Source organism: Variovorax sp. YR216 (assembly GCF_900107745.1).
Classification (GTDB): Bacteria; Pseudomonadota; Gammaproteobacteria; order Burkholderiales; family Burkholderiaceae_C; genus Variovorax.
The window spans coordinates 18,749-43,308 of sequence record NZ_FNRO01000016.1; the positions used below are offsets into that span (position 1 = coordinate 18,749).

Annotated in this window: 23 protein-coding genes and 1 pseudogene; 7 read left to right on the forward strand and 17 right to left on the reverse strand. The window is 63.4% G+C overall.

Going from position 1 to position 24,560, the window contains the following annotated elements; genetic code table 11:
• Positions 1–77: 77 nt before the first annotated feature.
• The 5 genes from BLW05_RS27715 to BLW05_RS27735 are packed head-to-tail and all read right to left on the reverse strand — an operon-like array spanning position 78 to position 4,542.
• The gene (locus tag BLW05_RS27715; protein WP_093166799.1) at positions 78–1,049 is read right to left on the reverse strand and encodes a quinone oxidoreductase family protein; all 972 of its coding nucleotides are present in this window, start codon (positions 1,047–1,049) and stop codon (positions 78–80) included.
• 14 nt (positions 1,050–1,063) lie between these two features.
• The gene (locus BLW05_RS27720; protein WP_093166800.1) at positions 1,064–1,621 is read right to left on the reverse strand and encodes an RBBP9/YdeN family alpha/beta hydrolase; all 558 of its coding nucleotides are present in this window, start codon (positions 1,619–1,621) and stop codon (positions 1,064–1,066) included.
• A gap of 1 nt (position 1,622) precedes the next feature.
• Entirely contained in the window at positions 1,623–2,585 is a 963-nt protein-coding gene (locus BLW05_RS27725; protein ID WP_093166801.1) for a Bug family tripartite tricarboxylate transporter substrate binding protein, read from the reverse strand.
• A 24-nt stretch (positions 2,586–2,609) separates the two neighbouring features.
• Positions 2,610–3,668: a beta-keto acid cleavage family enzyme gene (locus BLW05_RS27730; RefSeq protein WP_093166802.1), complete on the reverse strand. Its 1,059-nt coding sequence runs from the start codon at positions 3,666–3,668 to the stop codon at positions 2,610–2,612.
• 25 nt (positions 3,669–3,693) lie between these two features.
• Positions 3,694–4,542 (reverse strand): TauD/TfdA dioxygenase family protein, encoded by an 849-nt coding sequence (locus tag BLW05_RS27735; RefSeq protein ID WP_093166803.1) that lies wholly within the window; start codon positions 4,540–4,542, stop codon positions 3,694–3,696.
• A gap of 143 nt (positions 4,543–4,685) precedes the next feature.
• Here BLW05_RS27735 and BLW05_RS27740 point away from each other — a divergent pair, with 143 nt between their 5' ends.
• Positions 4,686–5,684 (forward strand): AraC family transcriptional regulator, encoded by a 999-nt coding sequence (locus tag BLW05_RS27740; RefSeq protein ID WP_093166804.1) that lies wholly within the window; start codon positions 4,686–4,688, stop codon positions 5,682–5,684.
• On the forward strand, positions 5,681–6,694 hold the full coding sequence (locus BLW05_RS27745; protein ID WP_093166805.1) for an AraC family transcriptional regulator: 1,014 nt from the start codon (positions 5,681–5,683) through the stop codon (positions 6,692–6,694). The genes BLW05_RS27740 and BLW05_RS27745 overlap by 4 nt, the downstream gene beginning before the upstream one ends.
• A 51-nt stretch (positions 6,695–6,745) precedes the next feature.
• Here BLW05_RS27745 and BLW05_RS27750 read toward each other — a convergent pair whose 3' ends face one another.
• The 4 genes from BLW05_RS27750 to BLW05_RS27765 are packed head-to-tail and all read right to left on the reverse strand — an operon-like array spanning position 6,746 to position 10,578.
• On the reverse strand, positions 6,746–7,681 hold the full coding sequence (locus BLW05_RS27750) for a 3,5-dioxohexanoate:acetyl-CoA acetone transferase (RefSeq protein WP_093166806.1): 936 nt from the start codon (positions 7,679–7,681) through the stop codon (positions 6,746–6,748).
• A gap of 14 nt (positions 7,682–7,695) precedes the next feature.
• Positions 7,696–8,760: a beta-keto acid cleavage family enzyme gene (locus tag BLW05_RS27755; protein WP_093166807.1), complete on the reverse strand. Its 1,065-nt coding sequence runs from the start codon at positions 8,758–8,760 to the stop codon at positions 7,696–7,698.
• A 38-nt stretch (positions 8,761–8,798) separates the two neighbouring features.
• Entirely contained in the window at positions 8,799–9,644 is an 846-nt protein-coding gene (locus BLW05_RS27760) for a TauD/TfdA dioxygenase family protein (RefSeq protein WP_093166808.1), read from the reverse strand.
• 13 nt (positions 9,645–9,657) lie between these two features.
• Positions 9,658–10,578: a tripartite tricarboxylate transporter substrate binding protein gene (locus BLW05_RS27765; protein WP_371126978.1), complete on the reverse strand. Its 921-nt coding sequence runs from the start codon at positions 10,576–10,578 to the stop codon at positions 9,658–9,660.
• A 256-nt stretch (positions 10,579–10,834) separates the two neighbouring features.
• Between BLW05_RS27765 and BLW05_RS27770 the strand changes: the two genes are divergently transcribed.
• Both BLW05_RS27770 and BLW05_RS27775 read left to right on the forward strand, forming a co-directional pair.
• Complete coding sequence (locus BLW05_RS27770; RefSeq protein ID WP_093166810.1) at positions 10,835–11,053, forward strand: hypothetical protein; 219 nt, start codon at positions 10,835–10,837, stop codon at positions 11,051–11,053.
• On the forward strand, positions 11,050–12,591 hold the full coding sequence (locus BLW05_RS27775; protein WP_093166811.1) for an acetolactate synthase large subunit: 1,542 nt from the start codon (positions 11,050–11,052) through the stop codon (positions 12,589–12,591). The genes BLW05_RS27770 and BLW05_RS27775 overlap by 4 nt, the downstream gene beginning before the upstream one ends.
• Positions 12,592–13,126: 535 nt before the next feature.
• Here BLW05_RS27775 and BLW05_RS27780 read toward each other — a convergent pair.
• The gene (locus BLW05_RS27780) at positions 13,127–14,137 is read right to left on the reverse strand and encodes a GIY-YIG nuclease family protein (RefSeq protein ID WP_143044937.1); all 1,011 of its coding nucleotides are present in this window, start codon (positions 14,135–14,137) and stop codon (positions 13,127–13,129) included.
• Between BLW05_RS27780 and BLW05_RS27785 the strand changes: the two genes are divergently transcribed.
• Positions 14,106–15,470 carry an NYN domain-containing protein gene (locus BLW05_RS27785; RefSeq protein ID WP_093166813.1) on the forward strand — a complete coding sequence of 455 codons (1,365 nt, stop codon included), beginning with the start codon at positions 14,106–14,108 and terminating at the stop codon, positions 15,468–15,470. The genes BLW05_RS27780 and BLW05_RS27785 overlap by 32 nt on opposite strands.
• 223 nt (positions 15,471–15,693) lie before the next feature.
• Here BLW05_RS27785 and BLW05_RS27790 read toward each other — a convergent pair whose 3' ends face one another.
• Positions 15,694–16,170 carry a restriction endonuclease PLD domain-containing protein gene (locus tag BLW05_RS27790; protein ID WP_093166814.1) on the reverse strand — a complete coding sequence of 159 codons (477 nt, stop codon included), beginning with the start codon at positions 16,168–16,170 and terminating at the stop codon, positions 15,694–15,696.
• A 357-nt stretch (positions 16,171–16,527) separates the two neighbouring features.
• Here BLW05_RS27790 and BLW05_RS27795 point away from each other — a divergent pair, with 357 nt between their 5' ends.
• Together BLW05_RS27795 and BLW05_RS27800 are read left to right on the forward strand one after the other, a co-directional pair.
• A complete protein-coding gene (locus tag BLW05_RS27795; protein ID WP_093166815.1) occupies positions 16,528–17,403 on the forward strand; it encodes a hypothetical protein in 876 nt (291 codons plus the stop codon).
• Positions 17,403–18,644: an MBL fold metallo-hydrolase gene (locus BLW05_RS27800; RefSeq protein WP_218135238.1), complete on the forward strand. Its 1,242-nt coding sequence runs from the start codon at positions 17,403–17,405 to the stop codon at positions 18,642–18,644. Before BLW05_RS27795 ends, BLW05_RS27800 begins: the two co-directional genes overlap by 1 nt.
• Before the next feature lie 503 nt (positions 18,645–19,147).
• On the opposite strand, the gene BLW05_RS27805 is transcribed toward BLW05_RS27800, so the two are convergent.
• From BLW05_RS27805 to BLW05_RS27830, 6 genes and pseudogenes are all read right to left on the reverse strand, one after another.
• On the reverse strand, positions 19,148–20,266 hold the full coding sequence (locus BLW05_RS27805) for a DUF3667 domain-containing protein (protein WP_256330530.1): 1,119 nt from the start codon (positions 20,264–20,266) through the stop codon (positions 19,148–19,150).
• Between the two features lie 284 nt (positions 20,267–20,550).
• A pseudogene (locus BLW05_RS35575) lies at positions 20,551–20,709 on the reverse strand (IS110 family transposase); the annotation flags it as partial.
• 404 nt (positions 20,710–21,113) lie between these two features.
• Positions 21,114–21,683, reverse strand: a complete 570-nt coding sequence (locus BLW05_RS27815; RefSeq protein ID WP_093166819.1) for a MarR family winged helix-turn-helix transcriptional regulator — start codon at positions 21,681–21,683, stop codon at positions 21,114–21,116.
• Positions 21,684–21,745: 62 nt separating this feature from the next.
• Positions 21,746–22,843 carry an aromatic ring-hydroxylating oxygenase subunit alpha gene (locus tag BLW05_RS27820; protein ID WP_093166820.1) on the reverse strand — a complete coding sequence of 366 codons (1,098 nt, stop codon included), beginning with the start codon at positions 22,841–22,843 and terminating at the stop codon, positions 21,746–21,748.
• Positions 22,844–22,872: 29 nt separating this feature from the next.
• Complete coding sequence (locus BLW05_RS27825) at positions 22,873–23,832, reverse strand: PDR/VanB family oxidoreductase (protein ID WP_093166917.1); 960 nt, start codon at positions 23,830–23,832, stop codon at positions 22,873–22,875.
• 13 nt (positions 23,833–23,845) lie between these two features.
• The gene (locus BLW05_RS27830; RefSeq protein ID WP_093166821.1) at positions 23,846–24,559 is read right to left on the reverse strand and encodes an ABC transporter ATP-binding protein; all 714 of its coding nucleotides are present in this window, start codon (positions 24,557–24,559) and stop codon (positions 23,846–23,848) included.
• Position 24,560: the final 1 nt, after the last annotated feature.

The following is a 24,560-nucleotide window of genomic DNA, read 5'->3' on the forward strand; positions in this document are numbered from 1 at the left end:
AAGGACCGCTTCGCCGACCATCAGCATCGCAGGCTTAAGGCCCACGGTGACCATCGTGCAAAAAGGGGGCGGCCCCCTCAGGGCACGAGGATGGTGGAGCCGACCGTCTTGCGACCTTCCAGGGCACGATGCGCATCGGCCGCGTCTTCCAATGCGAATTCTTGCTGCGGCTCGCTGACGATGCGTCCGGCGAGCACGTGGTCAAAGAGCTCCCTGGCCATGTCCAGCATGTGCGGGCGCGGATGGATGTAGTGGAACATCGCGGGCCGCGTCATCCAGATGGAGCCCTTGGACGCGAGCAACTGAGAATCCACGATCACCGACCCCGAGGAAGTGCCATTGCTGATGAGCGAGCCGCGTGGTTGCAGGCAGTCGAGCGAGTCCATCAGCGTGTCCTTTCCCACCGAGTCGTAGACCACCTTCACGCCCTTGCCGTCGGTCAGCTCCTTGACACGCTGCACGATGTTTTCGCGCGAGGTCACGATGGTGTGCGTACAGCCGTTGGCCTTGGCAAGAGCCGCCTTCTCGTCGGTACTCACGGTACCGATCATTGTCACGCCCAAGGCGCGCGCCCACTGGCAGGCGATCAGGCCCACGCCGCCTGCCGCGGCGTGGTAGAGGATGGTTTCGCCGCCGTGCAGCGGATAGACCTGGCGGAACAGGTACTGCGCCGTCATCCCCTTCATCATCAGTGTGGCCGCGGTGCGGTCGCTGATGCCATCGGGCAGCGGGATCAGCACCGCGGCGGGCATCACGCGCACCTCGGAGTAAGCGCCCTGCGGACCGATGAGGTAGCCCACCCGGTCGCCGGGCTTGATGTCCGTCACATCGGGGCCAACCGCCTCGACCACCCCGACCGCATCGGATCCGAGGCCGTTGGGCAGATCGAGCGCATAGCGCCCCGCGCGGAAATAGGTGTCGATGAAGTTCAGCGCGATGAAGCTGTGGCGTACCCGCGCTTCGCCGGGGCCGGGTGCGGCGACTTCGACGTTCTCCACCTTCAGCACTTCCGGACCGCCGGTTTCGTAGAAGCGAACTGCTTTGACCATGGGATATCTCCTGCTTATGCCGAAAGTTCGGCGATGAATTCGAGTGCGCGCGGCCATGGGCCGAAGCCGGACGCGGGGTTGAGGTGACCCACTTCGCCCAGGTCCACCAAGCGGCTGCCCCAGGCGCGGGCCATCAGCTCGACCTGCGCGAAGCGCGCCAGTGGGTCATTGCGACTGGCGGCCACGATGCTGGGGAAGGGCAGGGCCCGCATCGGCACGGGGAGCCAGCCGCCATCCTTCAGGGCTTGGAGCGGCGGATAGCCCTCGGGCATTGGTTGGTCGAGTTCGGGTGGTGTGGCCAGCAGCGCGCCCTTCACGGGCCGGCGGGTTTGCGCGGCCCAATGCGCGAGCATCGGGCATCCGCCGCTGTGCGCCACGATCACGATCGGGCCGTCGATGGCCTGCGCTGCGTGTTCGATGGCCTCCACGCGCGCCGGGCGGTCCAGGCCCGCACCGGTGCGCCCCATGGGCGGTACGGTGCGAACCGCCGGCAGTTGCGCAGCCAGCAAGGTTTGCCAGTGCGCATCCACGTGGTCGCGCAGCCCGGGGACGATGAGGACGGTAGGTTGCATGTCAGTTCAGCTTGATACCGAAGGCCTTCACGATCTCGCCGTTGCGCTCGTATTCCGTGCGCACGTCCTCTGCGGCCTGTTCCAGCGAGCGCGTTTCCAGGATGGGCTCGAAGCCGGTGCTCGCGTAGCGCGCCCGCACGGCGGGCAAGGCGTTGATCTTGGTGAGCGTGGCGTGGATCTTTTCCAGTAGCGCGGGTGGCGTTTGCGACGAGGCAAACACGCCGCTCCAGTTGCTGAAGTTGAGCTCCGGGTAGCCGAGTTCCGCCATCGTGGGCACGTTGGGGTATTCGGGCATGCGGCTCTGGTAGGCCACGGCCAGCAGCTTGACCTTGCCCGCCGCGATCATCGGCTTCGATGTGACCGAGCCGTCGAACATCAGCGGGACCTGGTTGCCCATGAGTTGCGCCAGCGCAGGGGCGGAGCCGGCGAAGGCCACGTGCTCCATGTCCAGCCCAGCTTTCCTGTTCAGGATCGCGCTGGCGTAATGTGACGAGGTGCCGGGGCTGTAGGAGGCCACCGAAATCCTGCCCGGGTTGGCCTTGACGTAGGCAATGGCTTCCTTCGCGTCATTGGCAGGGAACTGAGGCGATGCGATGAACAGCATGTACGAGCGCGCCATCTCCGCGACGGGCTTCACGTCCTTGAGCGGGTCAAAGCCGCCCTTGACCACGTGCGGCGATTCCGTGAGCACGTTCGTCACGCTAACCAGAAGGACCTGGCCATCAGCAGGCTGCGAGAGCATGTACTTGATGGCGATCGCTCCGGCGGCGCCCGGTTTGTTTTCCACGATCACGGGCTGCTTGATCTCTTGCGAGAGCTGGTCGCTGATGATGCGGGCGAACACATCGATGGTGCCCCCGGGCGGCGCGGGTACGACGAGCTTGACGGGCTTGTCGGTGAAGGCCATCGCGCTACCTGCGCACAGCAAGGCCGCGGCGGCGACGAGGGAGAATCGTTGTTGCATGGCTTGTCTCCTCCGCAGGCTTTTCTATGCGGCCTTGCGCAGGAAGCCTTGCTGGCGGCCCGGCGCGTTGGGTGCAAAACCGTTGGCAGCCAGCGTCTCTGCCACCGTGTCGTAGAACACGCCGATGCGGCAGATCTCACGCGCCTGCTTCGCCGTGGCGATCGGACGACCCAGTTCGCCCGAAATGCGCACCAGCTGCTCGATCTGCTTGGCGGTGCCGATCTTGGCGGTACGCGTCTGGTTCCACAGGTTGTCTTCGGTGCCGGTGCGCACGTGCAGGCCCGCGGCGATGCCCCACATGTTGACGGGCAGCGTGTTGAGCACCGAACTCTCGACCGTGAGCACCGCGCCGTCGGGTACGCCGCGTACGAAGTTGGCCAGCGTGTAGAGATTGGGCGAATCCATGCCGCCGCCGATCGCCACCCAGTTCAGCACCAACGGGCCCTTGTAGACGCCACGGCGAATGAGGCGTTCCACGGACTCGAAGCTGTTCTGGTTGTAGCACTGGAATTCGCTCTGGATGCCTGCGGCAGTGAGGCGCCGGATATGTTCTTCGGCCCAGCCGGGTTGGGCGGGCACGGTCATTTCCTTGTAGGCATTGAAGACCACCGGGTCTTCCAGTGAGCTGCCTTGCACGTCCCGGTAGTCGAACTGCTCCAGGAAATTCATCTGCGAGGTATTGATGGTCACCGTCACCTGGTCGGGCTTCGGGTCCAGCTCGGCCAGCATGTGGCGTGTGTCGTCGCTGAGCCACTTGGCCGCCGCGCCGTCGGTCTCGGGCGCAAAGCTGATGGAGCCACCCACCTGGATGATCATGTCCGGCACACGGGCGCGCACGCCGGCAATCAGTTCGTTGAACTTGGACAGGCGCTTGCTGCCCTTGCCGTCGAGCTCGCGCACGTGCAGGTGCAAGACCGTCGCACCGGCGTTGTAGCAGTCCACTGCCATCTGGATCTGCTCTTCCATCGTCACCGCGATCTCGCCGGGAAAATCCGAGGGCACGTAGGAAGGCGCATAGGGCGCGGCGGTGATGATCAGCGGTTGCATGTTCTCGGGGAACAGGTGGCCGTCGAGGAAGTTCATGGTGTTTCTCCTTGGGGGTGGGAATTCAAGCCGTGGGCGTGCCGACGATTCCGGCGCGTTCCATCTTTCGGTGGCAGGGCGGGTAGTCCATCACCGCGTAGTGCTGTGTGGTGCGGTTGTCCCAGATGGCGACGTCGTTGGGCTTCCAGCGCCAGCGCACCTGGTATTCCGGAATGGCCGCCTGGCTGATGAGGTACTGGAGGAGTTGCGCCGCGCCTGGCGCGAAGTCCTGCCCCACGCGCACGTTGGCCGGGGTATGGAAGTTGGTGAAGTGCGTGGTAAAGCCGCACACGAAGAGGACCTTCTCGCCTGTCTCAGGATGGGTGCGCACCACGGGGTGTTCGGCGTCGGGGTACTGGGCGCGTAGTGCGTGGCGCTTCTCGATCGGCATCGCCGCACCGAAGGTGCATTCGATGCTGTGGCGTGCCCGCAGCGGCGCGATCAGGTCCTTGATGCGCTGGGGCAGCTTCTCGTAGGCCATCGCCATGTTGGACCACATCGTGTCGCCGCCCACCGGCGGGGACTCGATGCAGCGCAGCACCGCGCCCATGGACGGAGCCTCGCGCCAGGTGCCGTCGGCGTGCCACGAGTTTTCGTAGCGGTCGTTGGGGCTCTCGGGCGACTTGTAGATGCGTACCAGGCCCGGGTTGTCGGGATCGCTGCCGACCACGGGATGGTCTTCCAGGTCGCCGAGCCGGCGCGCAAAGGCCACGTGGTCTGCGCGAGCGATGTCCTGGCCGCGCAGGAACACGACCTTATGCTCAAGGAGGGCGGCCCTGATCTCGGCAAACAGGTCGGCGTCATGGGCCGCGTGGGCCAGGCTGACGCCTGAGACCTCAGCGCCGATGGCGCAGGTGAGCGGTTCGATACGCATCGTTGTCTCCTTCGTGGAATTGGGCGTGGATCTGTCGTCCCCGTAGGGGCAACTGTAGAAATGCGGGCATTCCCTTGCTTTGCATTTCATGCCACCGGCTGTACTCTTCGTGCCACTCGAAATCCCCCAGGAGATGGCCCCAGATGGTGACTTTGGTGCGTGCAGCGGCGCTGACCGGCTTTGCCGAGGTCATGCGCGCCTTGGGCGGTGACGCGGACAGGGCCCTGCGCCACGCGGGCTTGCGGCGCGCGCTCGTTCGGGAGCCCGACCAACTCATCGAGGCCGCGGTGGCTCAGCAACTGGTGGAAGACGCCGCGGAGGCCACGCAGTGCGACACCTTTGGCCTGCGAATGGCCGAATCGCGGCAGCTGTCGCACTTCGGCGTGGTCAGCCTCCTGCTGCTGCATCAGCCGACGTTGCGCCAGGCGTTGGTCACGCTGATCGCCTATTCCCACATGCTCAACGAGTCGCTCGCCATCCAGATGGAAGATGCGGGCAGCGTGGTCATCCTGCGCGAGGACATCGTGGCCTCGCGGCCCATGCGGCAGTCGGTGGACCTGGCGATCGGCGTGCTCTACCGCATGTGCGCGGCCTTGCTGCACGAGCGCTGGCGGCCTCTGCGCGTCTGCTTCGATCACTCGGCCCCGGGAGACCTGTCCGTGTACCAGCGGCTGTTCGCTTGCCCCGTGCAGTTCGATGCGGAGTTCAACGGCATCGTCTGCAAGGCGGCCGACCTGAATGAACCCAACCCCCTCGCCGACCCGGCACTTGCGCGATACGCCAAAACGCTTGTGGACGCCCAGATGAGCGCCCGCGACGCCAGCACCGGTCAGCAGGTGCGCCGCGCCATCTACCTGCTGCTGCCCTCGGGTCGTGCGACATGTGCGGATGTGGCGCAGGGGCTGGGCCGCAGCATGCGTACGCTGCAGCGCTCGCTGGACGCCGAGGGACTGTCGTTCACGTCGCTGCTCGACCAGGTACGTCAAGATCTCGTGCAACGCTACCTGGCCAACCCGCACTACGACATGGGGCAGATAGCGGCCATGCTGGGCTACGGCAGCCATAGCGCCTTCACGCGGTGGTTCGGTGCACAGTTCGGCTGTGCGCCGCAGGAGTGGCGCAACACGAAGCGCAGGCGATGACGAAGCCGTTGGGCAGCCTCATCCGCAGCGCCAGCCTGAGTGGGTACTCGGACTTGGTGCGCGCACTCGGCGGCGACCCGCAGGTGCTGCTGCGCAAGGTGGGCCTGTCGGCCCGACTGCTGCAGGATCCCGAGGCATTGATCCCCAACAACGCAGTGCGCGAGGCGCTGGAGCTTGCGGCCCGCGCCACGGGCGCTGAAGACTTCGCCCTGCGGCTGGCGGCGCGAAGGTCCTTGTCCAACCTCGGACCGGTCAGCCTGGTGCTGCGCGAGGCGGCCACCCCGCGCGAAGCGCTGGAAACGCTGTGCCGCTACCGCAAGTTGCTCAACGCTTCGCTGATCACGCGCATCGAGGACCAGGGAGGCCACACCGTCATCCGCGATGACCTTCTGCCCATTTCCGGCCTGGCGACGCGCCAGTCCATGGAACTGGCCGTGGGCGTGTTGTTCCGCATCCTCACAGAACTGATCGGCCCCGGCTGGCGCCCGCGCAAGGTGTGCTTCACCCACGCGCCACCCGCCGACGCGGCGGCGCACCGGGCGTTCTTTGGTTGCAGGGTGCTGTTCGACCAGCCATTCAACGGTATCGTCTGCGCGGCAGCCGATCTGCGGCAGGCGCGCGGAATGCAGGACCCTGGCATCGCGCGGTTTGCCCGCGACTACCTGGAATCGGCCTTGCGGAAGCGGGGCAACCGCGCCAGTGAAACCTGCCGCGAACTCATCCAGGTCCTGTTGCCCGGGGGGCGTTGCACGGCGGATGCAGTGGCTCGCCATTTGCGCTTGGACCGGCGCACGCTGCACCGCCACCTCGACGCGGAGGGGCTGAGTTTCAGCGCACTGCTGGACGACGTGCGGCGCGAACTGGCGGTGCGCCACCTGCGCGGCAGCACCATGCCCGTGTCGGAAATAGCCCACCTGCTGGGGTACTCCGCACCCAGCGGCTTCAGTCATTGGTTCCGGGCGCACTTCGGTTGCAGCGTGACGCAGTGGCGCAAACAGGCCACTGGCTAACCGCGGGCTGATGCAAGTCAGCCGAGAGCGTCGTGGGCTGCGTCATGCAGCTCAGAACGCGACGGACTCGCGGCCCTTGAGTCGCAACATGGCGCGCGCCTCGTCAGGCGTGGCCACTTCCAGGTTCAGCGACTCCAGCACCGCGACGATGCGCCGCACCTGCTGCGCGTTGGAAGTGGCCAGCTTGCCTGGCCCATCCCACAGCGAATCCTCCAGCCCCACGCGCACATTGCCGCCCATCGCGGCGGCCATGGATGAGATCGGGATCTGGCTGCGCCCTGCGCCCAGGACCGACCAGTAGTAGTCCTTGCCGAATAGCCGTTCCGCCGTGCGGCGCATGTGCATCACGTCGTCAGGATGCGTGCCGATCCCGCCCAGCAGACCGAACACGGTCTGGAGGAAAAACGGTGGCTTGAGGATGCCCCGATCGACGAAGTGCGCCGCAGTGTAGAGGTGACTGGTGTCGTAGCACTCGATCTCGAAGCGGGTGCCGTTGTCCTCACAGGACTCGAGGATGTAGCGAATCTCCTTGAACGTGTTACGGAACACCCGGTCTTCGGAGCCTTCGAGGTAGGGGCGCTCCCAGTCGTGCAGGAACTCCTTGTACCGCCCGAGCATGGGGTACAGGCCGAAGTTCATCGACCCCATGTTCAGCGACGCCACCTCGGGCTTGAGTTGCAGTGCAGGCTGCAGGCGCTCTTCCACGAGCATGTTCGGTGCACCGCCCGTGGTGAGGTTGATCACCACGTCCGAGCGCTCCGCAATGGCGGGCAGAAACGCGCGGAACAGGGCAGGGTCCTGCGAGGGCTGACCGTTCTCGGGGTTGCGCGCGTGCAGGTGGACGATGGATGCCCCCGCCTGCGCGGCGGCAATGGCCTCGCGAGCGATCTCGTCCGCCGTGATCGGCAGGTGCGGCGACATCGTCGGCGTGTGGATCGCACCTGTGATCGCGCAGGTCACGATGACTTTGTCCTGGGGTGCGGCCATGGCGGTGACTCCGTTCAGGCTGTGAACACTTTGCGCAGGAAGCCCTGGTTGCCTCCGTTGCGGTTGGGCGCAAAGCCATTGGCGGCCAGCGACTGTTCCACGGTGTCGTAGAACACGCCGATCCTGCTGATCTCGCGCGCTTCCTTCGCGGTGGCAATCGGGCGGCCGAATTCTTCGGAGATGCGCACCAGTTGCTCGATCTGCGAGACCGTGCTGGCCTTGGCGCTGCGCTTCTGATTCCACAGGCAGTCCTCGGTGCCGCAGCGCACGTGCAGGCCCGCGGCAATGCCCCACATGTTCACGGGCAGCACGTTTCGCACGTTGCTCTCCACGGTGAGAACCGCGCCATCGGGCACGGCGCGCACGAAGTTGGCCAGGCTGTAGAGGCTGGGCGCATCCATGCCGCCGCCGATCGCCACCCAGTTCATCACCAGCGGGCCCTTGTAGACGCCCTTGCGCATAAGGCGCTCGACCGACTCGAAGCTGTTGATGTTGTAGCACTGGAACGCGCTCTGGATGCCCGCCTTGGTCAGGCGGCGGATGTGCTCTTCCACCCAGCCGGGCTGAGCGGGCACTGTCATTTCCTTGTAGGCGTTGAAGATGGACGGGATCTGGCGCGAGGTGCCTTCGAAGTCCGCGTCCTCGGCCTGTTCGGTCACGTTCATCTGCGAGGTGTTGACCGTTACCGTCACCTGATCCGGCACCGGCTCCAGCTCGGCCAGCATGTGGCGTGTGTCGTCGCTGAGCCACTTGGCCGCTGCGCCTTCGGTCTCGGGCGCGAAGCTGATGGATCCGCCCACCTGGATGATCATCTCCGGCACGGCCTTGCGCACACCCGCGATCAGTTCATTGAACTTGGACAGGCGCTTGCTGCCCTTGCCGTCGAGCTCGCGCACATGCAAATGCAGCACCGTCGCGCCGGCGTTGTAGCAGTCCACGGCCTTCTGGATCTGCTCCTCCATGGTGACCGGGATGTCTTCGGGAAAGTCGGAAGGCAGCCAGCCCGGTGCATAGGGCGCGGCGGTGATGATCAGGGGTTGCTGGTTCTCGGGGAACAGGTGGCCGTCTAGGAAATTCATGGCTGCACTCCAATGGAAAGACTTGAATGAAATCGGATTCAGTAGGGGATGTCGCCGACGATCCCGGCGCGTTCCATCTTGCGTGGCGCGGGGAAGTAGTCGTTGCAGGCGTAGTGCTGCGTGCTGCGGTTGTCCCAGACGACGATGTCGCCCGGCTTCCATGACCAGCGCACCTGGTATTCGGGAATGCTCGCGCGGCTGGTCAGGTAGTTCAGCAGCAGCGATGCGCCGGGTGACTTGTCGATGCCGTGGCGCACGTTCTCGGGGGTGCTCCAGTTCACGAAGTGCGACGTGAAGCCCGCACCTACGAACAGCACCTTCTCGCCCGTTTCCGGGTGGGTGCGCACCACCGGGTGTTCAGCAGCGGGGTGCTCCTGCACGAGCTTGGCGCGCGCATCGGGCGTCATCACCGCGCCGAAGCTGTGCTCGATGCTGGCCTTGGCGCGCAAGGGGGCGATCTGCGACTTGACGTAGTCCGGCAGTTCTTCGTATGCCTTCACCATGTTGACCCAGATGGTGTCGCCCCCGATCTCCGGGCACTCGATGCAGCGCAGCACCGCACCCATGGCGGGATTGGGCCTCCACAGTCCGTCGCAGTGGTAGACGTTCTCGTAGCTGTGCGGGTTGTCGCTGCGGTAGATGCGCACCAGGCCGGGATGGTCGGGATCGCTGCCGACCACCGGGTGGTCTTCCAGCGGACCGAAGCAGCGCGCGAAGGCCACATGCTCTGCGCGGGTGATGTCCTGTCCGCGAAAGAACAGCACGCGATGTTTGAGCAGCAGGTCCTTGATCGGCGCGAACTGCGCCGGGTCGCGTGATGCTTCGCCCAGGTGGACTTCATTGATCTCGGCGCCGATGGTGGGGGTGAGTTGCCGGACTTTCATCGCCGAATCTCCATCACATCTTGATCTCGTACTTGCGGACGATCGCCGCGTTGCGCTCGGACATCTCGCGCGTGTCGCGCTTCAGTGCGGCGGTGTCGGTCTGGATCTCAGGCTCCAGGCCGACGTCCAGCAACTTCTGGTGCACGCCGGGTGCGCTGGCTGCCTTGGTCACAGCCTTCTGAATCTGGGCCAGCAGCTCGGGCTTGAGCTTGGGTGAGCCGATCATTCCCACCCAGCCCACGAACTGGATTTCGGGATAGCCCAGTTCCGTCATCGTGGGAACGTCAGGCAGATGCTGCGAACGCTTGGCTCCCGAGAAGCCATAGGCGCGCAGCTTGCCCGCCTTGATCAGCGGCACGGAGGTGAGCATGCCGTCGAACATCATGTCCACCTGACCGCCCAGCACGTGTTGCAACGCCGGAGGAGAGCCTTGATAGCCTACGTGCTGAAAGTCCAGTCCGGCCTTGTCGCTGAGGATCAGCCCCGCGTAGTGCGAGACAGTGCCGGGGCTGTAGCTGGCATAGGTGCCGCTTCCCTTTCGCGTCTGCAGATAAGCCAGCAGACTTTTGAAGTCCGTCGCCGGAACCTTGGCGGAGGTGACCAGCACCACGCCCGAACGCGCGAGCGAGGCAATGGGCAGCACGTCCTTGAGCGGGTCATAGGGCGGCTTCATCACATGCGGAATCTCGGCCAGTGCATTGCTCGCCGTAATCGCAAGCGTGTGGCCATCAGGGGGCGCCTGCAGCATGGCCTGGATCCCGATCGCCGCGCCCGCGCCGGGCTTGTTCTCCACCACGACGGGCTGGCCCAGGTCGCTGGACAGCTGCTGCCCCACTACGCGGGCCACGATGTCCATGGTGCCGCCCGGCGGTGCGGCAACGATGAGCTTGATCGGTTTGTCTGGCCAGGCCCAGGCGCTGCAGGCCAGGGCCATTCCCAGTGCTGCTGCAGCGGCGCGAACGTGTTGTTGCATCGCGATGTCTCCATTGTGGTGGGCGCAAGTTTGTGCCCTCAGGCCGTCCTGCGGCTTGTGAATTTGGGACATCAACTTGCGAACTTGGGACATTTGACTGCTGGCGCGAAAAGCAAAATGAATGACATGGAAAGCAAAGCAAGGCCCCGGCAGCAACGCGATGATGGATCGTCTGGTTTCGAGAATGCTTTCACGTGCATGAGAGGATGAAGTCCACATGAGAAAGGCCACCAAGTCTTTGTCCAAGGTGATCGGGCGCGTGGTGCTCACGGCGTTCGAGGCCACCCGCCTCATCGCAAGCGACATGCGCCATGCCGTGCATCTCGAACTCGCGCAACACGTTCACGATGGCAGTCTTGGCCGGACCATGCTGCAAGACGCCCCTCCTGCGCGAGTAACCTCATCTCGTATCACCAAGGAAGAATCTGACCCATGAACGGCGCGAAGAGTTTGGTACGAACCCTGTTGGCTTCTGGCGTAGACACCTGCTTTGCCAATCCCGGCACCAGCGAGATGCACTTCGTGGCGGCGCTGGACCAAGTGCCGGGCATGAACTGCGTACTGGGTCTGCAAGAGAACATCGTGACCGGGATGGCCGATGGCTACTTTCGTATCGCCGGCAAGCCCGCTTGTACGCTGCTTCACTGCGGGCCGGGACTGGCCAACGGCATGGCCAATCTGCACAACGCGCGCCGTGCACGCAGCGGCATCGTCAATATCGTGGGGGATCAGGCCACGTTCCATCGCCCTTTCGATGCGGCGTTGACTGCCGACACCACTGGCATGGCGCGAACCGTGTCGTCATGGGTGCGGACCAGCACCCGTTCAGCCGACCTCGGCCGCGATGCAGCGGAGGCGGTCCGCGCGGCGCGTGTCGTTCCGGGGCAGGTTGCCACTTTGATCCTGCCCGCTGACGTGTCGTGGGAAGAGGGCGGTGTGGTGAGCGCGCCGATCGAAGCCCCACAGCCCCCCGGCATCGATGGCGGCGCAATTGAAGGCGCGGCGCGTATGCTGCGCACCCAAAGCGACGTGCTGATCCTGTTGGACGGCCCCGCTGCGCTGAGCGAAGCGCAGGCCCTGGCCTGGCGCGTGGCCTGCGCCACCGGCGCGTCGCTGATGAACAGCTATATGGCCGCGCACGTTTCGCGTGGCCGAGGCCGTGTGCCCGTTGAGCGGGTGCCGTACGCCATGGGCAAGGCTCTCGAGGCGCTGGAGCGGTTCAGGCACGTCATTCTGGTCAATGCGGAACCGCCCGTGGGCTTCTTCGGCTACCCCGGCATGCCATCGGTACAGCATCATCCCCAAACTCAATTCCACGTGCTCTCGCGGCCAGACCAGGATCCTGTCGAAGCCTTGCAAGGTTTGGTGCGGGCGCTCAATGCTCCGCAGGCGGCCGTCCCCGACCCGGGCCCGCGCCCCGAACCGGTACGCGGCGCGCCGACGCCGGAGGGATTGGCGCAGACGCTCGCGGCGCTGATGCCTGATGACGCGATCGTGTCCGACGAGAGCGTGTCCTACGGTCGGGGCTTCTACCCGTTGACGCATGCCGCACCGCCCCATGACTGGCTGCACCTCGTGGGCGGCGCCATTGGCGCCGGCATGCCCATGGCCACCGGCGCGGCGATCGCCGCCGGAAAGCGGCGCCGTGTGATCAATCTGCAGGCCGACGGCTCCGCCATGTACACACTGCAATCGTTGTGGACGCAGGCGCGCGAGCGGTTACCCGTTACGACCGTCCTGCTCAACAATCGCAAGTACAACATCCTGATCGGCGAGTACACGAGCGTGGGCGCCATCCCTGGACCCACGGCCATGAGCATGCTGGACCTGGGCAACCCGTCGCTCGACTGGGTTCGATTGGCCAAGGGCATGGGCGTTGAAGCCGCTTGCGCGACGACCTTGGACGAATGCGCGGATCTGATGACGAGCAGCTTTGGCATGAGCGCGCCGTTCCTGATCGAACTCATGGTCTGAACTGGCGGCGTATCAAGCCGTCGAAGACTGAAACTTAGGGCAAGCTGGCGCAGAGGAATTTCGAGTTGCAAGGATGATCCGACCCTTGTGCGACCACCGCGTGCGACTACCGTCCCTTTCTGCAGGCCGCTACGCCGTGTGCCATCTTCAACGTGTTTGTGCGGCACTCAATGGGAACGCGCTGTCTGGGGCCGAGAGCCTGCTGCTCTGCAAGCTTCAGCGAGCGGGCCAATCCAGCCGACGCTTCAAGTACTCCCAAGAGCTGACGCCGAGCGAGTACCGGGAGTCCTCCCAGGTGCCACGTCAGGCGGGGCCGGCCCCTTGCGCCTCGCCCGCTCGATTCGGTGGTAGACGATTTGAATGGGGGCGTCACGAACGACCGAAGGGCACCCAAGGTGCAGTCATCCGCATCGGCCGGGTCGGAAGACCGCTTTCGCTGCGATCGCGCCGATGAACGCTTCACAGCGAGCTTCTGAAGCGAGCGTCGAGTTGCGTCTGGGCCGCCGGTGGGGGAGCGGATTACCTTGTTGTTGTGTCAGTTCATATTCAAGCCAAAGGTGCGCGAACCTAGCGCGACCTTCCAGTACGACTCGCGTTGGATTACCTCCCTGCGCGGTGTGCTCGCCGGAAGCGTCTCGAGGAGCGTGAATCGCAGATCCAGCTCGCGCCCAGGTCCCGTCGCGAGCACATCGGCGAGCATCCTGTTGCCTCCGTGACCCGTGGTCGCATAGTTTGTCCAGCGCTGGAGTAGCCCTTGGGCACCTGACGCTGATCCGACGTAGTGCTGCCCACCGCGCTCGTCTGTGATCAGGTAGATTCCGGTCACGCTGGCCAATTCTTGCTGCCATGTTGCATCTCGTAGTGCCATGCGGAGTTCCGCCATCACCAGCGAGGCACCTGCAAGCCCTGGAAATGGAATCGCCGATTCCACTTGCGCCGTGATTGCGTATCCGCGACCCACCCTTGTGTGGAATTCACCATCGACTTGTTCACACGGATTTGGCGTTGCGCCGCGCGTCCGAGCGGCCTTGGGAGGACGTAGGACACGACGCCACGCCAGCTCTCTGCCGGTCCATTCGATTTCCAGCCTTAGACGCAGATGCGCAAGCAGATCGAGCTCGCACAGGTCGTGGTAGTAGCCGCCCCAATCTTCCGTTAGTGGCTCGAAGCTTCCCTCGAGCAGCCCCTGGCGAATTGCCTCGCCGGCGGGCACAACGCCTTCAACACGCCAAATGCCCAGAAGGAGCGCGTGGCCAGGTCGGTTGCCGTGAAAGGCAATGAGAAGACTTCCTACAGGCATCGTTCTGCGCTGCATCGCCTGATACAAGGTCAACGCGCGGGTGCCGATGTACTTGACTAGGGGGTATCGCTTGTCCTTGTGGCGCATCAGCGTTACCTGTTGAGCGTGGAGGTCGACGCCGCTCGCCTTTAGGAGGTCAAGTAGATCTTCATTCATTGCGCGCGACTGTAGCGAAAATGGCTCATGTCGAGGCAACGCTAAGATCCGGAAGACCATGAAGAGCGCACTTTTTGTCGATTTCGACAACGTCTTTTCTCTGCTCCGTCAGCTGCAACCCAGCGCCGCGGAACAGTTCGCCCGCCACCCCGACGTTTGGATCCACTGGTTGACTCACTCGTTCGCCATGCCCGAACCCCATGCAGAGGGTGAGCGTCGCCGCCTCTTAGTCAGAAGGTGCTACCTGAACCCAAATTGGTACCAAGTCTACCGACACGCTTTTTTGCGGGCCGGGTTTGAGATTGTCGACTGTCCTCCGGTAACGAGCCAAGGGAAGACGAGCACCGATATTCACTTGGTCCTGGATGCAGTGGATCTTCTGCAGCACGGTACGCACTATGACGAGTTCATTGTGTTTTCCGCCGACGCCGACTTCACTCCGCTATTGCGCAAGCTTCGGCGCCATGACCGTCGCACAACCGTGCTGGCGATTGGCTTTCCTTCGGCGGCGTACCAGGCGTCGGCGGACCTCCTCATTCCTGAGCGCTTGTTTGTCGGCGAGGCCCTCTATCCCGCGCAGGCCAATGTTGACTCAGGGCCTTTGACGGGGCACGAGCAGAAGGGTTCCGACCGCGTCTTGAATGATCGCCCGTCGCCCGCGCTTGTCGGTCCGCCCGCATCGGCTCCAACAACGTCTCAGGCGCCGACAGCCCCAAGATCGGCTAGGCCAGCGACCGCAAGCGAATTGTCGGAGATAGCCAATCGGATCTGGCAAACCGTCGACGAATCTGTTTCGCCTGTGAACGGTGGTCCGCTGGCATCCCGCCTGAAGGCTGAATTTCCAGAAGCACTCGAGAACTGGAATGGTTCCGGTGGCTTCCGACCATTCCTTACGTCCTTAAACCTAGCGCGCCTCGTATGGCTGGGCGGATCTGGCGGCCGGCTGCTGGACCCCGCTCGTCACGAGGTAGAGGGGAGGTCGACACAGGACGAGCCGGATTCGCCATGGGGAGGAGAAGGCGAAATCTTTCCGGTGGTGAAAGAAGTGTGTTCCCTCACCAAGGCACCAATGCTTGCGCCCACGGAGCTGAGGCAGGTTCTCAAGGCGCTCAGCACCGAACTCGCAGAAGGTTCCTTCCAGCCAAGCACAACCGCCGCGCAGGTTTGTTCTCGCTGCCTCTCGTCGACTGGCCTGCGTGTGCGCCAGCGAGACGTGGCTTTCCTTATCAAGGGCATGCAGCTGAACGGGCATGTATTCGGCCAAGGCCAGGACGACGTAGTTACGTTGGGGTCTCGACTCGTCGATCAAGTCCTGTTCCTTTGCGCGCGAGAACAGTTGGTTCTTGATGAAGCCGAAGTTGCCGCTGTTCGACTCTGGGTTACCGGAGAGGGTGCGCCTGCGAAGGTGCCAGCAAGCGACTGAGCCCTTTGGGACTCGATGCTTCGAAGGCTCAGGTGGAATTCTGGCGAAGTGCTCGACTTCTGGCTGTCGATGAAGGTGCAGCCGTGATTGTCTGAAGAGCAACGGGATGCAGTCATCATCCCGTGGCCAGTCGAACGTCGGCTTTCGCTGCGATGCGTGCACCATGCTGCCGGACTAAGCAAAGGTTGGCCTACTTCGCTCACACAATCTTCTGTACTGGGAACTAGGCAGACTGACGAGTTGGTCCACTGCCTACCGCAGCACTCAGATGCGCTAGATAGGCACGGAGCTGTTGCCCTAGAGGATCGGCCAGACTTCCGTTCAGATGTACGCACAACTCATCGTTGGACTGGAGGCCACCCAATGTGATGTTCGCCGAACCGATGACGGCGCTGAAGTTGCTTTCCGATTCGAAGTAGTACAGCTTGGTGTGAAGCGCAACTTTGGTGCAGGCCACGAAGATCCCGACACCAGGAATTGCGCGCAGGTCGACCAACTCTGATTCTGGCGTGGTTCGTTGTTCGGTATAGATAGTGATGCTCGCGCCGTTGCGAATGGCCTTCGTGATTGAGGGTACAAGCAGGGCGGCCCCTTTGCGCTTTATCCAACCGGAACACAGGGTAGACCTCTTCGATGAAGCGATGAGGTCAGCCAAGACTGTGGCGTTGGTTGGGCGTTGAAAATTGGTGATCAGTTCCATTCGACCAATTGTCCAGCGGACTGCTGTCAGTTGGCTTCATGGCTCACATGGGTCCAAACGTGTCGACAGGTTTGACCAGAAGAGCGGTAGTTGGCGAACACCTTGTCAACCAGCCGCTTTCACGACCTGCCTGCCGGTGCCGCAGCGATGCTGGGCTGCACATTTTTCGTGAAGCATTTCACGATTCATGGCGCTACGAGCGCGCGCCTGTAAATTAGAACGGCCTTCGTTTGAATACCCCTATGAGACTGGCCGGCCGTTCTTGCGTGAAGCCTCTGCTTCGCTCGTCCCATGGGCTATCTCGCTCAACTACGCCCAAAGCGTGATCATCAGCTTCATCAATCCAAAGGATTCCTCTTGAGTACGTTTGCACGAAAGTTTTCTCTGACATCCCTGGAAGAAAACCCCCCCGTCTGGTGGGCAGCCCTTCTCAAGCAGTGGGCACCGAGCGGCAGTCAGGGTGAAGATGGCCTGCGCTTCGCAGTTCGAAACAACTCCTGCAACTTCTATATCCGGGGCCAGTCGGTTGGCCTAATCGACCATGATCAGCAGTTGAAGCCGCGTCTGCTCGTCAGCAGGAAGTACGTAGACCAGACAGCCACCATCGACGATCCCGTTCTGTATGGCGCCGATGACGCGCCCGATCTCGCTGCGATAGTTGAGGTGGCAAAGACCAAGTGCGACAAGGAGAAATCTGTTGTGGACCGCCTGGTTGGCAGCAATATCGATGTCATCGATCTGGAAATGGGCTTGCCTGCCAGCTACCTCGGTTGGTCCAGCAGCCGCAGAATCGATCTTGTCAGCCTTGAACGCCGTGACGGCAAGATCCTCCTTGTTTTCTGGGAGGTAAAACTGGTAGACGACGGGCGGCTCGTCTCACAAACCAGACCCAAGGTCCTCGATCAGATGGAGCGATACACGCATTTTCTGAGAGAGGCCAGCGAACACATTGTCAAGGCCTATGCCAATGCGTGCGCCACCCTAGCCGCCGTTCACACTGCCGCCAAGGCGCTGCGCCCAGATATAGCGCCCTTGTCCGGTTTACTTTCCGAGGTCGTCGCGAATCCCGCAGTACTGGCCATAGACGGTGCCCCGCGCCTGCTGGTCTTCGGTGAGGCGGACAAACGCAAGCGAGGCCACCTCGAAAAACTGGCTCGAGAATTTCCACTCTTGCACATTGAGTCAGAGGAATCCTCACTTCAACTCCGGTTCGTTGCCGTGGAAGGGTCTTGATGGCAGTGCAACTGACAGTCCACCGCGCCACGCAGGAAATCGGCGGGAACTGCATCGAGCTTTGCGCCAGCAACGGCGATCGCATCTTTCTTGATGTGGGGCGTCCATTGCATGCTGGAAACGATCAACAGGACTTGCTTCCCGCTACGGTGGATCGCAGCCGGTGCGCCACGGCGGTGATCATCTCCCATCCGCACCAGGACCACTACGGTCTGCTGAACGAGTTGTCCCTCGACTGGCCCGTGTACTGCGGAAAGGCCACCGAACAACTCATTCAGATGACCGGCGCCATCACCGGGAGCACGCTTGGGCATTCCTTTCATACATGGGCAAGCGGCCAGCCCTTCATGGTGGGCTCGTTCAGGATCACACCGTTTCTCACTGACCACTCGGCTTTCGACGCGCACATGCTGCTCATCGAGATCGAGGGCAAGCGCCTTCTCTACACCGGCGACTTCCGCGCCCATGGGCGAAAGGCCTCTTTGGTCGAGGCCTTCATGGACGCGCCGCCGCCCGATCTCGATGTGCTCCTTATGGAAGGCACCAACCTGGGCAGCGACAAGCCCTGTACCCCCGAGTCCGCCCTAGAAGACGATTTCCGCGATCTCTTTGCCCGCACGGCGGGGCGCGTGTTTGTCGTCTGGTCAGCGCAAAACATTGACCGGACGGTGACGCTGTACCGGGCATGTCTGAAGGCCGGAAGAACCTTGGTAATCGACCTGTACACCGCCGAAGTGCTGAACATGTTGGCGAAATACGGGAAAATTCCTCAACCGGATTGGAAGCAGATCAACGTCGTGATCACGAGTGCCTTTGCCCGCATGTATCGCAACACCGGTCGAAGCGATTTCGTGGAGCGGATGGCTAGGAACGGCATTGCTGCCCGCGCGCTAGCGGGTACGCCGGGCAAATGGGTCGTGATGCTACGCGCGTCGCTGATGCGCGATTTCGTTCGCGCCGGCATCGAGCCTTGTGCCGACGACGCCTGGTCGTGGTCCATGTGGCGCGGCTATCTCACGCAGCCAGATGGGAAATCTATTAGCGCCTGGTTCACCAATGGGGGCACACCTGCGTGCCATATCCATTCGAGCGGTCATGCCAGCGCTTCGGACTTGCGCGCGTTCGCCAATGCAATGCGCCCGGCCGCGCTCGTTCCCATCCACGGCGAGGCTTGGGACAGAGATGCCGAGGGCTTTCCGCCGATCAAGCGGATTCTGGATGGCGAGCTCCTGCTGATCTGAAGGGTGGGCGAAGCCGTCGTGCGCAAGCGACACAGCCGCGACCGAGGCGCCGGGCTGCTGGCACTCGGCGATGACCATCGACTTGAACTCCGGGGGCGTGCCTGCGCCGAAGCTGCTGTGAATTGGGATTCATTAGGTGCCCACCAAATCAAGAGGTGGGCACCATCCTCACGGCCTCGTCACCGAGCGGCAAGATGGAATCGCCAGACGCTCACGAAGCCGTGTCTCCGGCGATACCGCAACCGGCACCTTCGTGATGTCGAGCAGCGACAACGGGGTGGGGCAGGGGAGGACTGAAGAGCGGGAGCTTGCGGTCGTTCGCGTCCAGCAGGCGAAAGGTCCGCAAACGCTGCGACCCGGGCAGGGCGGTTCCGCTTGCTTAGTGCCGGGTCCATCGGTTCCACGGATCCGAGCCGGATTTGTCGCGAACGTCCTCTCGGTATCCGGTTGGCGTCAGCTGATGCCGGTGAAGCGACGTTCATCGCCGGGCAGCGAAATCCACCTCAGATCCCGTACAAGGTGATCAGGAACAGCGCGAAGCGGTAGCCCAGCGCGATGACGCCTACCGCCAGCGCCAGAATGACCGCCTGAAGCACCCGGACACCACCCTTCGCCCCATAGACCCGCCCGATTGACGCGTACAGATAGAGCGCACACGCCGCGAGGTTCGCGACGCTGAGCACGTTGTCAACGACCGGCGTGTCTAGGCCTCCGAGCCCCGACCACTCGCACGCTTTGGCCGCCAAGAGGGCGAGGCAGAACACGAGCAGTAGGAACGTGTAGAGGTGGAGGGAAAAGACGATGTGCAGCATGAGTGGCTTGCCCTTGCGGAAGAAAATCAGTGGGAGGAGGGCGCTGAACGGGACCGTCATGAGCACAATGAGCGACTTGGCGTTCAATACGACCGCGCGATCGAAGATTGGCGTGTAGGTGTCGATCGAAGTTCTGGTCACCTCCAGCCGGTTGGACAAAAGCGCTTGGGCAAGTTCGCTCCAATCTTGTTGGTGGAGGTGGGAGTGCAGGGACGAACTGAAGACGTTGATGCCAGTCAAGGACTGGAGGAAAAAGAAGATCACGTTGGCAACGAGGAAGAGCTGGAACGGCGCGACGTAAGGTTTGCGCCTGCCTTCCGTCCAAGCGAGCGTCAGGTCACCCGGGTACAGGAGGAGACGGCGTGCCGTACGCAGCACGCGCGCGTCGATGCTGGTGAAGGCGTGCGAGAGCTTCTCGGCAATTCCGCGCAGCGTCAGGTCAATCGGCTTGAGTGGCTCTTCGCCGCACAGGGGACAGAAGGGCGTCAGCACGCCGGTCTTGCACGTGGGACAGGTCCAGGGCGCGGGCTCGGCCATAGCATCGCTCCGTTGCAGTCTTGCTTCATTGTCGTCCTGGACGCCGATGAACGGAGGATGTGTGAATGCCTCCAGGCTGACCTTCGTGAGAGCCGGCTCCTGGCCGGGCTGGACAGCAGCAGGAGTCCGGCGAACACGGGCTGCAGGTCGGCAAAGTTGATTGGACCAATCCGCCGTGGCCTGTACATCAGCCGTTGGTGCCTCTAGACTAAAAGCCAAAATGACACTTTCCGGCGTCACGCGCGAACGACTGAGGCGCTTCATGCGCATCATGCGCATTGCTACAGTCATTGGCGGCAGCTTCGGCGCAATCTATGCCTTTTCGATTACAGGACCCAGCGCTCGCTCATTGCTGGGTTCCCTCCTGATCTCCGTACCTATTGGCGTCATCGATGCTCTGCTTACAGCGTCGTTGATTGCCGGCATCGAGATCTTCCTGCTGTCTCGCGCTCCGATGCGCTGGCTGGATGCGCTGCCATTTGCAGCGGTGTTTTTCCTGAAGACGCTTGTCTATGGTGCGATCGTTGGGGGTGATTCTTTCTGGCCAACCGGGAGAGCGCCTGCTGGGCGAGCCGTACGCACAGGCGGTCGATCTCGGTCTTGGTTGTGCCGATCTTGCCCAGCACTTCCACATCGCCGTCACCGATCGCATACGCCGCTGTGATCGATTCTTTGTGAACGTCCAATCCAACATATACGGTGCTATCGTCTTGCATGCTGGCCTCCGTGGCGAGTAACCCGCGACGCAGCGCCCGCTACGCCGTGCGGCTCTGGCATTTTGCTAACCCGCGCAAGCAGTTGCTACGGCTGGCCAGCATTCGCGGAAGTCATACTGACTTACGCTGAGAAGGACTTTGCGGGCGAGTCGCGACTTGTTGCCGCTGTTCAGCTCAATGCGGCCGATGGCGGCTCCCGCCGCTAGCGGTCACGGAGCCGCTCGCGAGGAACGCGACTGCATTGGCGATGTCTTCGCCCGTGCCGTACTTGCCCGGGGGCCATGGGTCGGCGGATCAAATCGGCCAGGTGGTCGGGTTCATGTCGGCGTTGATGGCACCGGGTTGTCGGCCCATTGCCTGGATCTCCGCGACACATTGAGGCAGCCCGAACCAGACGAGAGGGCTCAAGAATCGGAGTTCTTGGCGCTGCGCCGCTGCAATGCATGGGGGTGGTGTCGACCCAGGTGTTCGCGTGTTGCGGCTTCGACTGCCGGCAGGTTCTCGTGCAATCGGCGCAACAAGTCGAGAAAAGTTCTTCGCTCGGCCACCGTCAGAACCGACATGAAGACGCGCTCGCGTTCCATCGCGATGTCCCGAATCTGGTCGTGGACGGCGCGGCCGGCCGGCGTGAGCGTGGCGATGCGAGCGCGTCCGTCCAGGGGGTCCAGCGCAAGCTCGATGAAGCCGCGTGCCTGCATCGTCTTGAAGCAGCGGCTCATGGAGGCCTTGTCCATGCCGATGATGCCGCAGGCTTTCTGCGCCGAGATGGAGCCCTCGATTGCCAGCAGCACAAGGACCCTCCAGCTCTCGATCCCGACGTCGAACGCGGCAAGATAGGCCTGCGAGGCCCCGCTCGACAGCTTGTTGGCGATCCAGGTGAGATAGGCGGGGGCGTAGTTGTCGAGATCGACAACGTCGCCCGCTGCTTTTCTGGAGATGGTCTTGCGTGCGGGTGCGGTCTTGGTCCGGGACATTGAAAAGAACGAGAGTGGCTTGCGTAACTGTAGCCGCCCGGGAAGATGGTGGTCGGTGGAAGTCAGGCCTCGACCAGGCCCGAACTCGCCTGCCTCTTGAGAATTTCTGCGACGATGCGCCGCGCCCGGTTCGCACCGGCGTCGACGTGGATGTCGACCCAGTTCGCCTTCTCGCCGAACTCCAGCATGTTCCTGTACTGCGCTTCGATGACGGTGCGGTCCTCGTCGAACGTGAACGCGGTCTGCTGGATGACAGCGTCGATGTTCTCCGGCATGTCCGGGTGTTTGGTGCTCGCCATGCTCCAGAAGTAGTGGCATGTCTCGTCGGTTTCCGGCGTGATGCCGTGAAAGCCGCGCATGTGGAAGCCGCCGCGGTTGGGGTCGTCGATGGCGTCGGTGCCGGGCTCGACCGCGCCGGTCCAGATCCGCAGGTGGGTGACGTCGAACTCGATTTCCTGCCAGCGCTCGCACTTGTCTCCGAACGGCCAGGCGGCGCGATAGGTGGGCGGCGGCGACGAGTTGGGCATCAGGCGCACGACCTTGACCTGGTCGCCCTCGGAGGTGACCTTCATTGGCGCGTTCATGTGCAGCTTGGCGTCGCCGCCGATGGTTTGCAGGTGGACGTAGCCCAGGTGGCTCAGATCCAGCAGGTTGTCGTGGATCAGCTGCCAAGGCGACTTGTAGTGGTAGTTGCCGCTGCCGAACTTGTAGCGAGGGTCGTCATGGAACGGGTACTCCGGCGCGGGTCGGACGGGCTCCGCGCCCTCGCTACGAGGCATCCAGATCCAGATGATCTTGTTCTTCTCGACCACGTGGTAGGCCTTGACCTTCGCCTTGGATGGGATGCGCTCCTGGCCGGGGATCTCGATGCATTGGCCGTTCGGTGCGTACAGCAGGCCGTGGTAGCCGCAACGCACGCCAGCGCCTTCGACGGTGCCACAAGACAGCGGCAGCGAGCGGTGGCAGCAGCGGTCTTCCAGTGCCGCCACCTGGCCGTCGCCCGTGCGGAAAAGCACCACCTTCCGATTCAGAAAGGTCCGAGCGAGCGGCTTGTCCGTGAGTTCGGAAGAGAAGCCCGCGACGTACCACTGGTCGAGAGGAAAGCGGGAGGTATCGGGGTTCTGGGTGACGTTCTGGATGGGAATGCAGGTCGTGGTCATCGAAGGTTCTCCTTGAGGGCGGGGGCGATTCAAAGGTCGAGAACGAGCAGCGGGGACAGCGCACGCGAACAACACGGCGTGAACTGGTCGTTGGCCGCGCGCTCGGCATCGGTCAGGAAGGTGTCGCGGTGGTCGGGAGTGCCTTGCAGGACCCGTGTCAGGCAGGTGCCACAAACGCCGGCTTCGCAGGACGTCGGCACTTCCACGCCATGCGCTGCCAGGACTTCGATCACGGTCTTGCCCGCCGGCACCTGGCAACTCAGTCCCGTGCTCGCGATGCGCACCTCGAAGCTGCTGTCGGTCGCCAGTGGTGCAGCGCCGACACCGGCGAAGTACTCGCGATGCAGTTGCTCGTCCGGCCATCCCAAGCGCCTGGCGGTCTCCAGCACGTGGTCCATGAAGCCGGTCGGGCCGCACACATAGAGCCGGGTGCCTTCGGAACGATTGGCAAGCACGGCCTGCGCATCGAACTTCTGCTCGGGAACGTCGTCGGCGTGGATCACCACGCTGCTCGCGAAGCCGGCCTGTGCGATCTCGTCGAGAAAGGCCATCCGGCTTGCGGAGCGGCCACAGTAGTGCATCTCGAAAGGCCGGCCCTGAGCGTGCAGGCTGCGAGCCATGGCGAGGATCGGCGTCACCCCGATGCCGCCTGCCAGCAGCAGGCTTCGCGGTGCTTCGGCCAGCGCGAAATGGTTGCGCGGCGAACTCACGCGAAGGAGGTCGCCCGGACGCACTCGCTCGTGCATCCCCGCCGATCCGCCGCGCGACGCGATCTCGCGCAGCACTGCGATGCGATAGCGATGTCGCTCCGCAGGATCGTTGCTCAGCGAGTACTGGCGTATCAGGCCAGGCGCCACGTGGACATCGATGTGCGAGCCCGCCGAGAAAGCCGGCAACTGGTTGTCGTCCTGCGGCACGAGCTCGAAGCTGCAGATGCCGTCGGCCTCTTCGATGCGCTGTGCTACGCGGACCATCAGGTCATTCGTCATGATGTTCATCTCCTCAATGCACGGCCATGCCGACCCAGCGCTCCAGCGCTTCCGTGTCGGCGAGCAGCGACGCTGCGCCGTCGCTGTGCACGACGGCGCCGTGGTCGAGGACAAGCGCGCGCTCCGCATAGCCGAGCGCCTCGTCGACCTGCTGCTCGACGATGACGACGGTGATGCCGGTCTGCTGGCTCATGTGCCTGAAGGCACGCAGCAACTCCTGGCGGATCAGTGGTGCGAGGCCTTCCAGCGGCTCGTCGAGCAAGAGCAACGAGGGCTGGCCGAGCAGGGCGCGGGCGACCGAGAGCATCTGCTGCTCGCCACCCGACAACTGGGTGCCCCCATTACGTCGCCGCTCGGCAAGCCTCGGAAACAGGGTGTAGGCCTCGTCTAGCGCGTTGCGCGGTCGCCGCTTGAGTCCGGCCAACAGGTTTTCGTCGACGGTCAGCGATGGAAAGATGTCCCGCGTCTGGGGGACGTAGCCGAGGCCCAGCTCGGCGCGCTGATGCGGAGCGAGCGTCGAGATGTCCTGTCCGCGGAAGATCACGCGGCCACTGCGAAGCGGCACCAGTCCCATGATCGCCCGCAGTGCCGTTGTCTTGCCCACGCCGTTGCGCCCGATCATCGCCAAGCGCTGCTGCGCCGCGATGGCGAACGACAGTTCGTTCAAGACGGTCGTCGGACCATAGCCGGCCACCACGCCCTTGAGCTCCAGAATCGATTCAGTCATG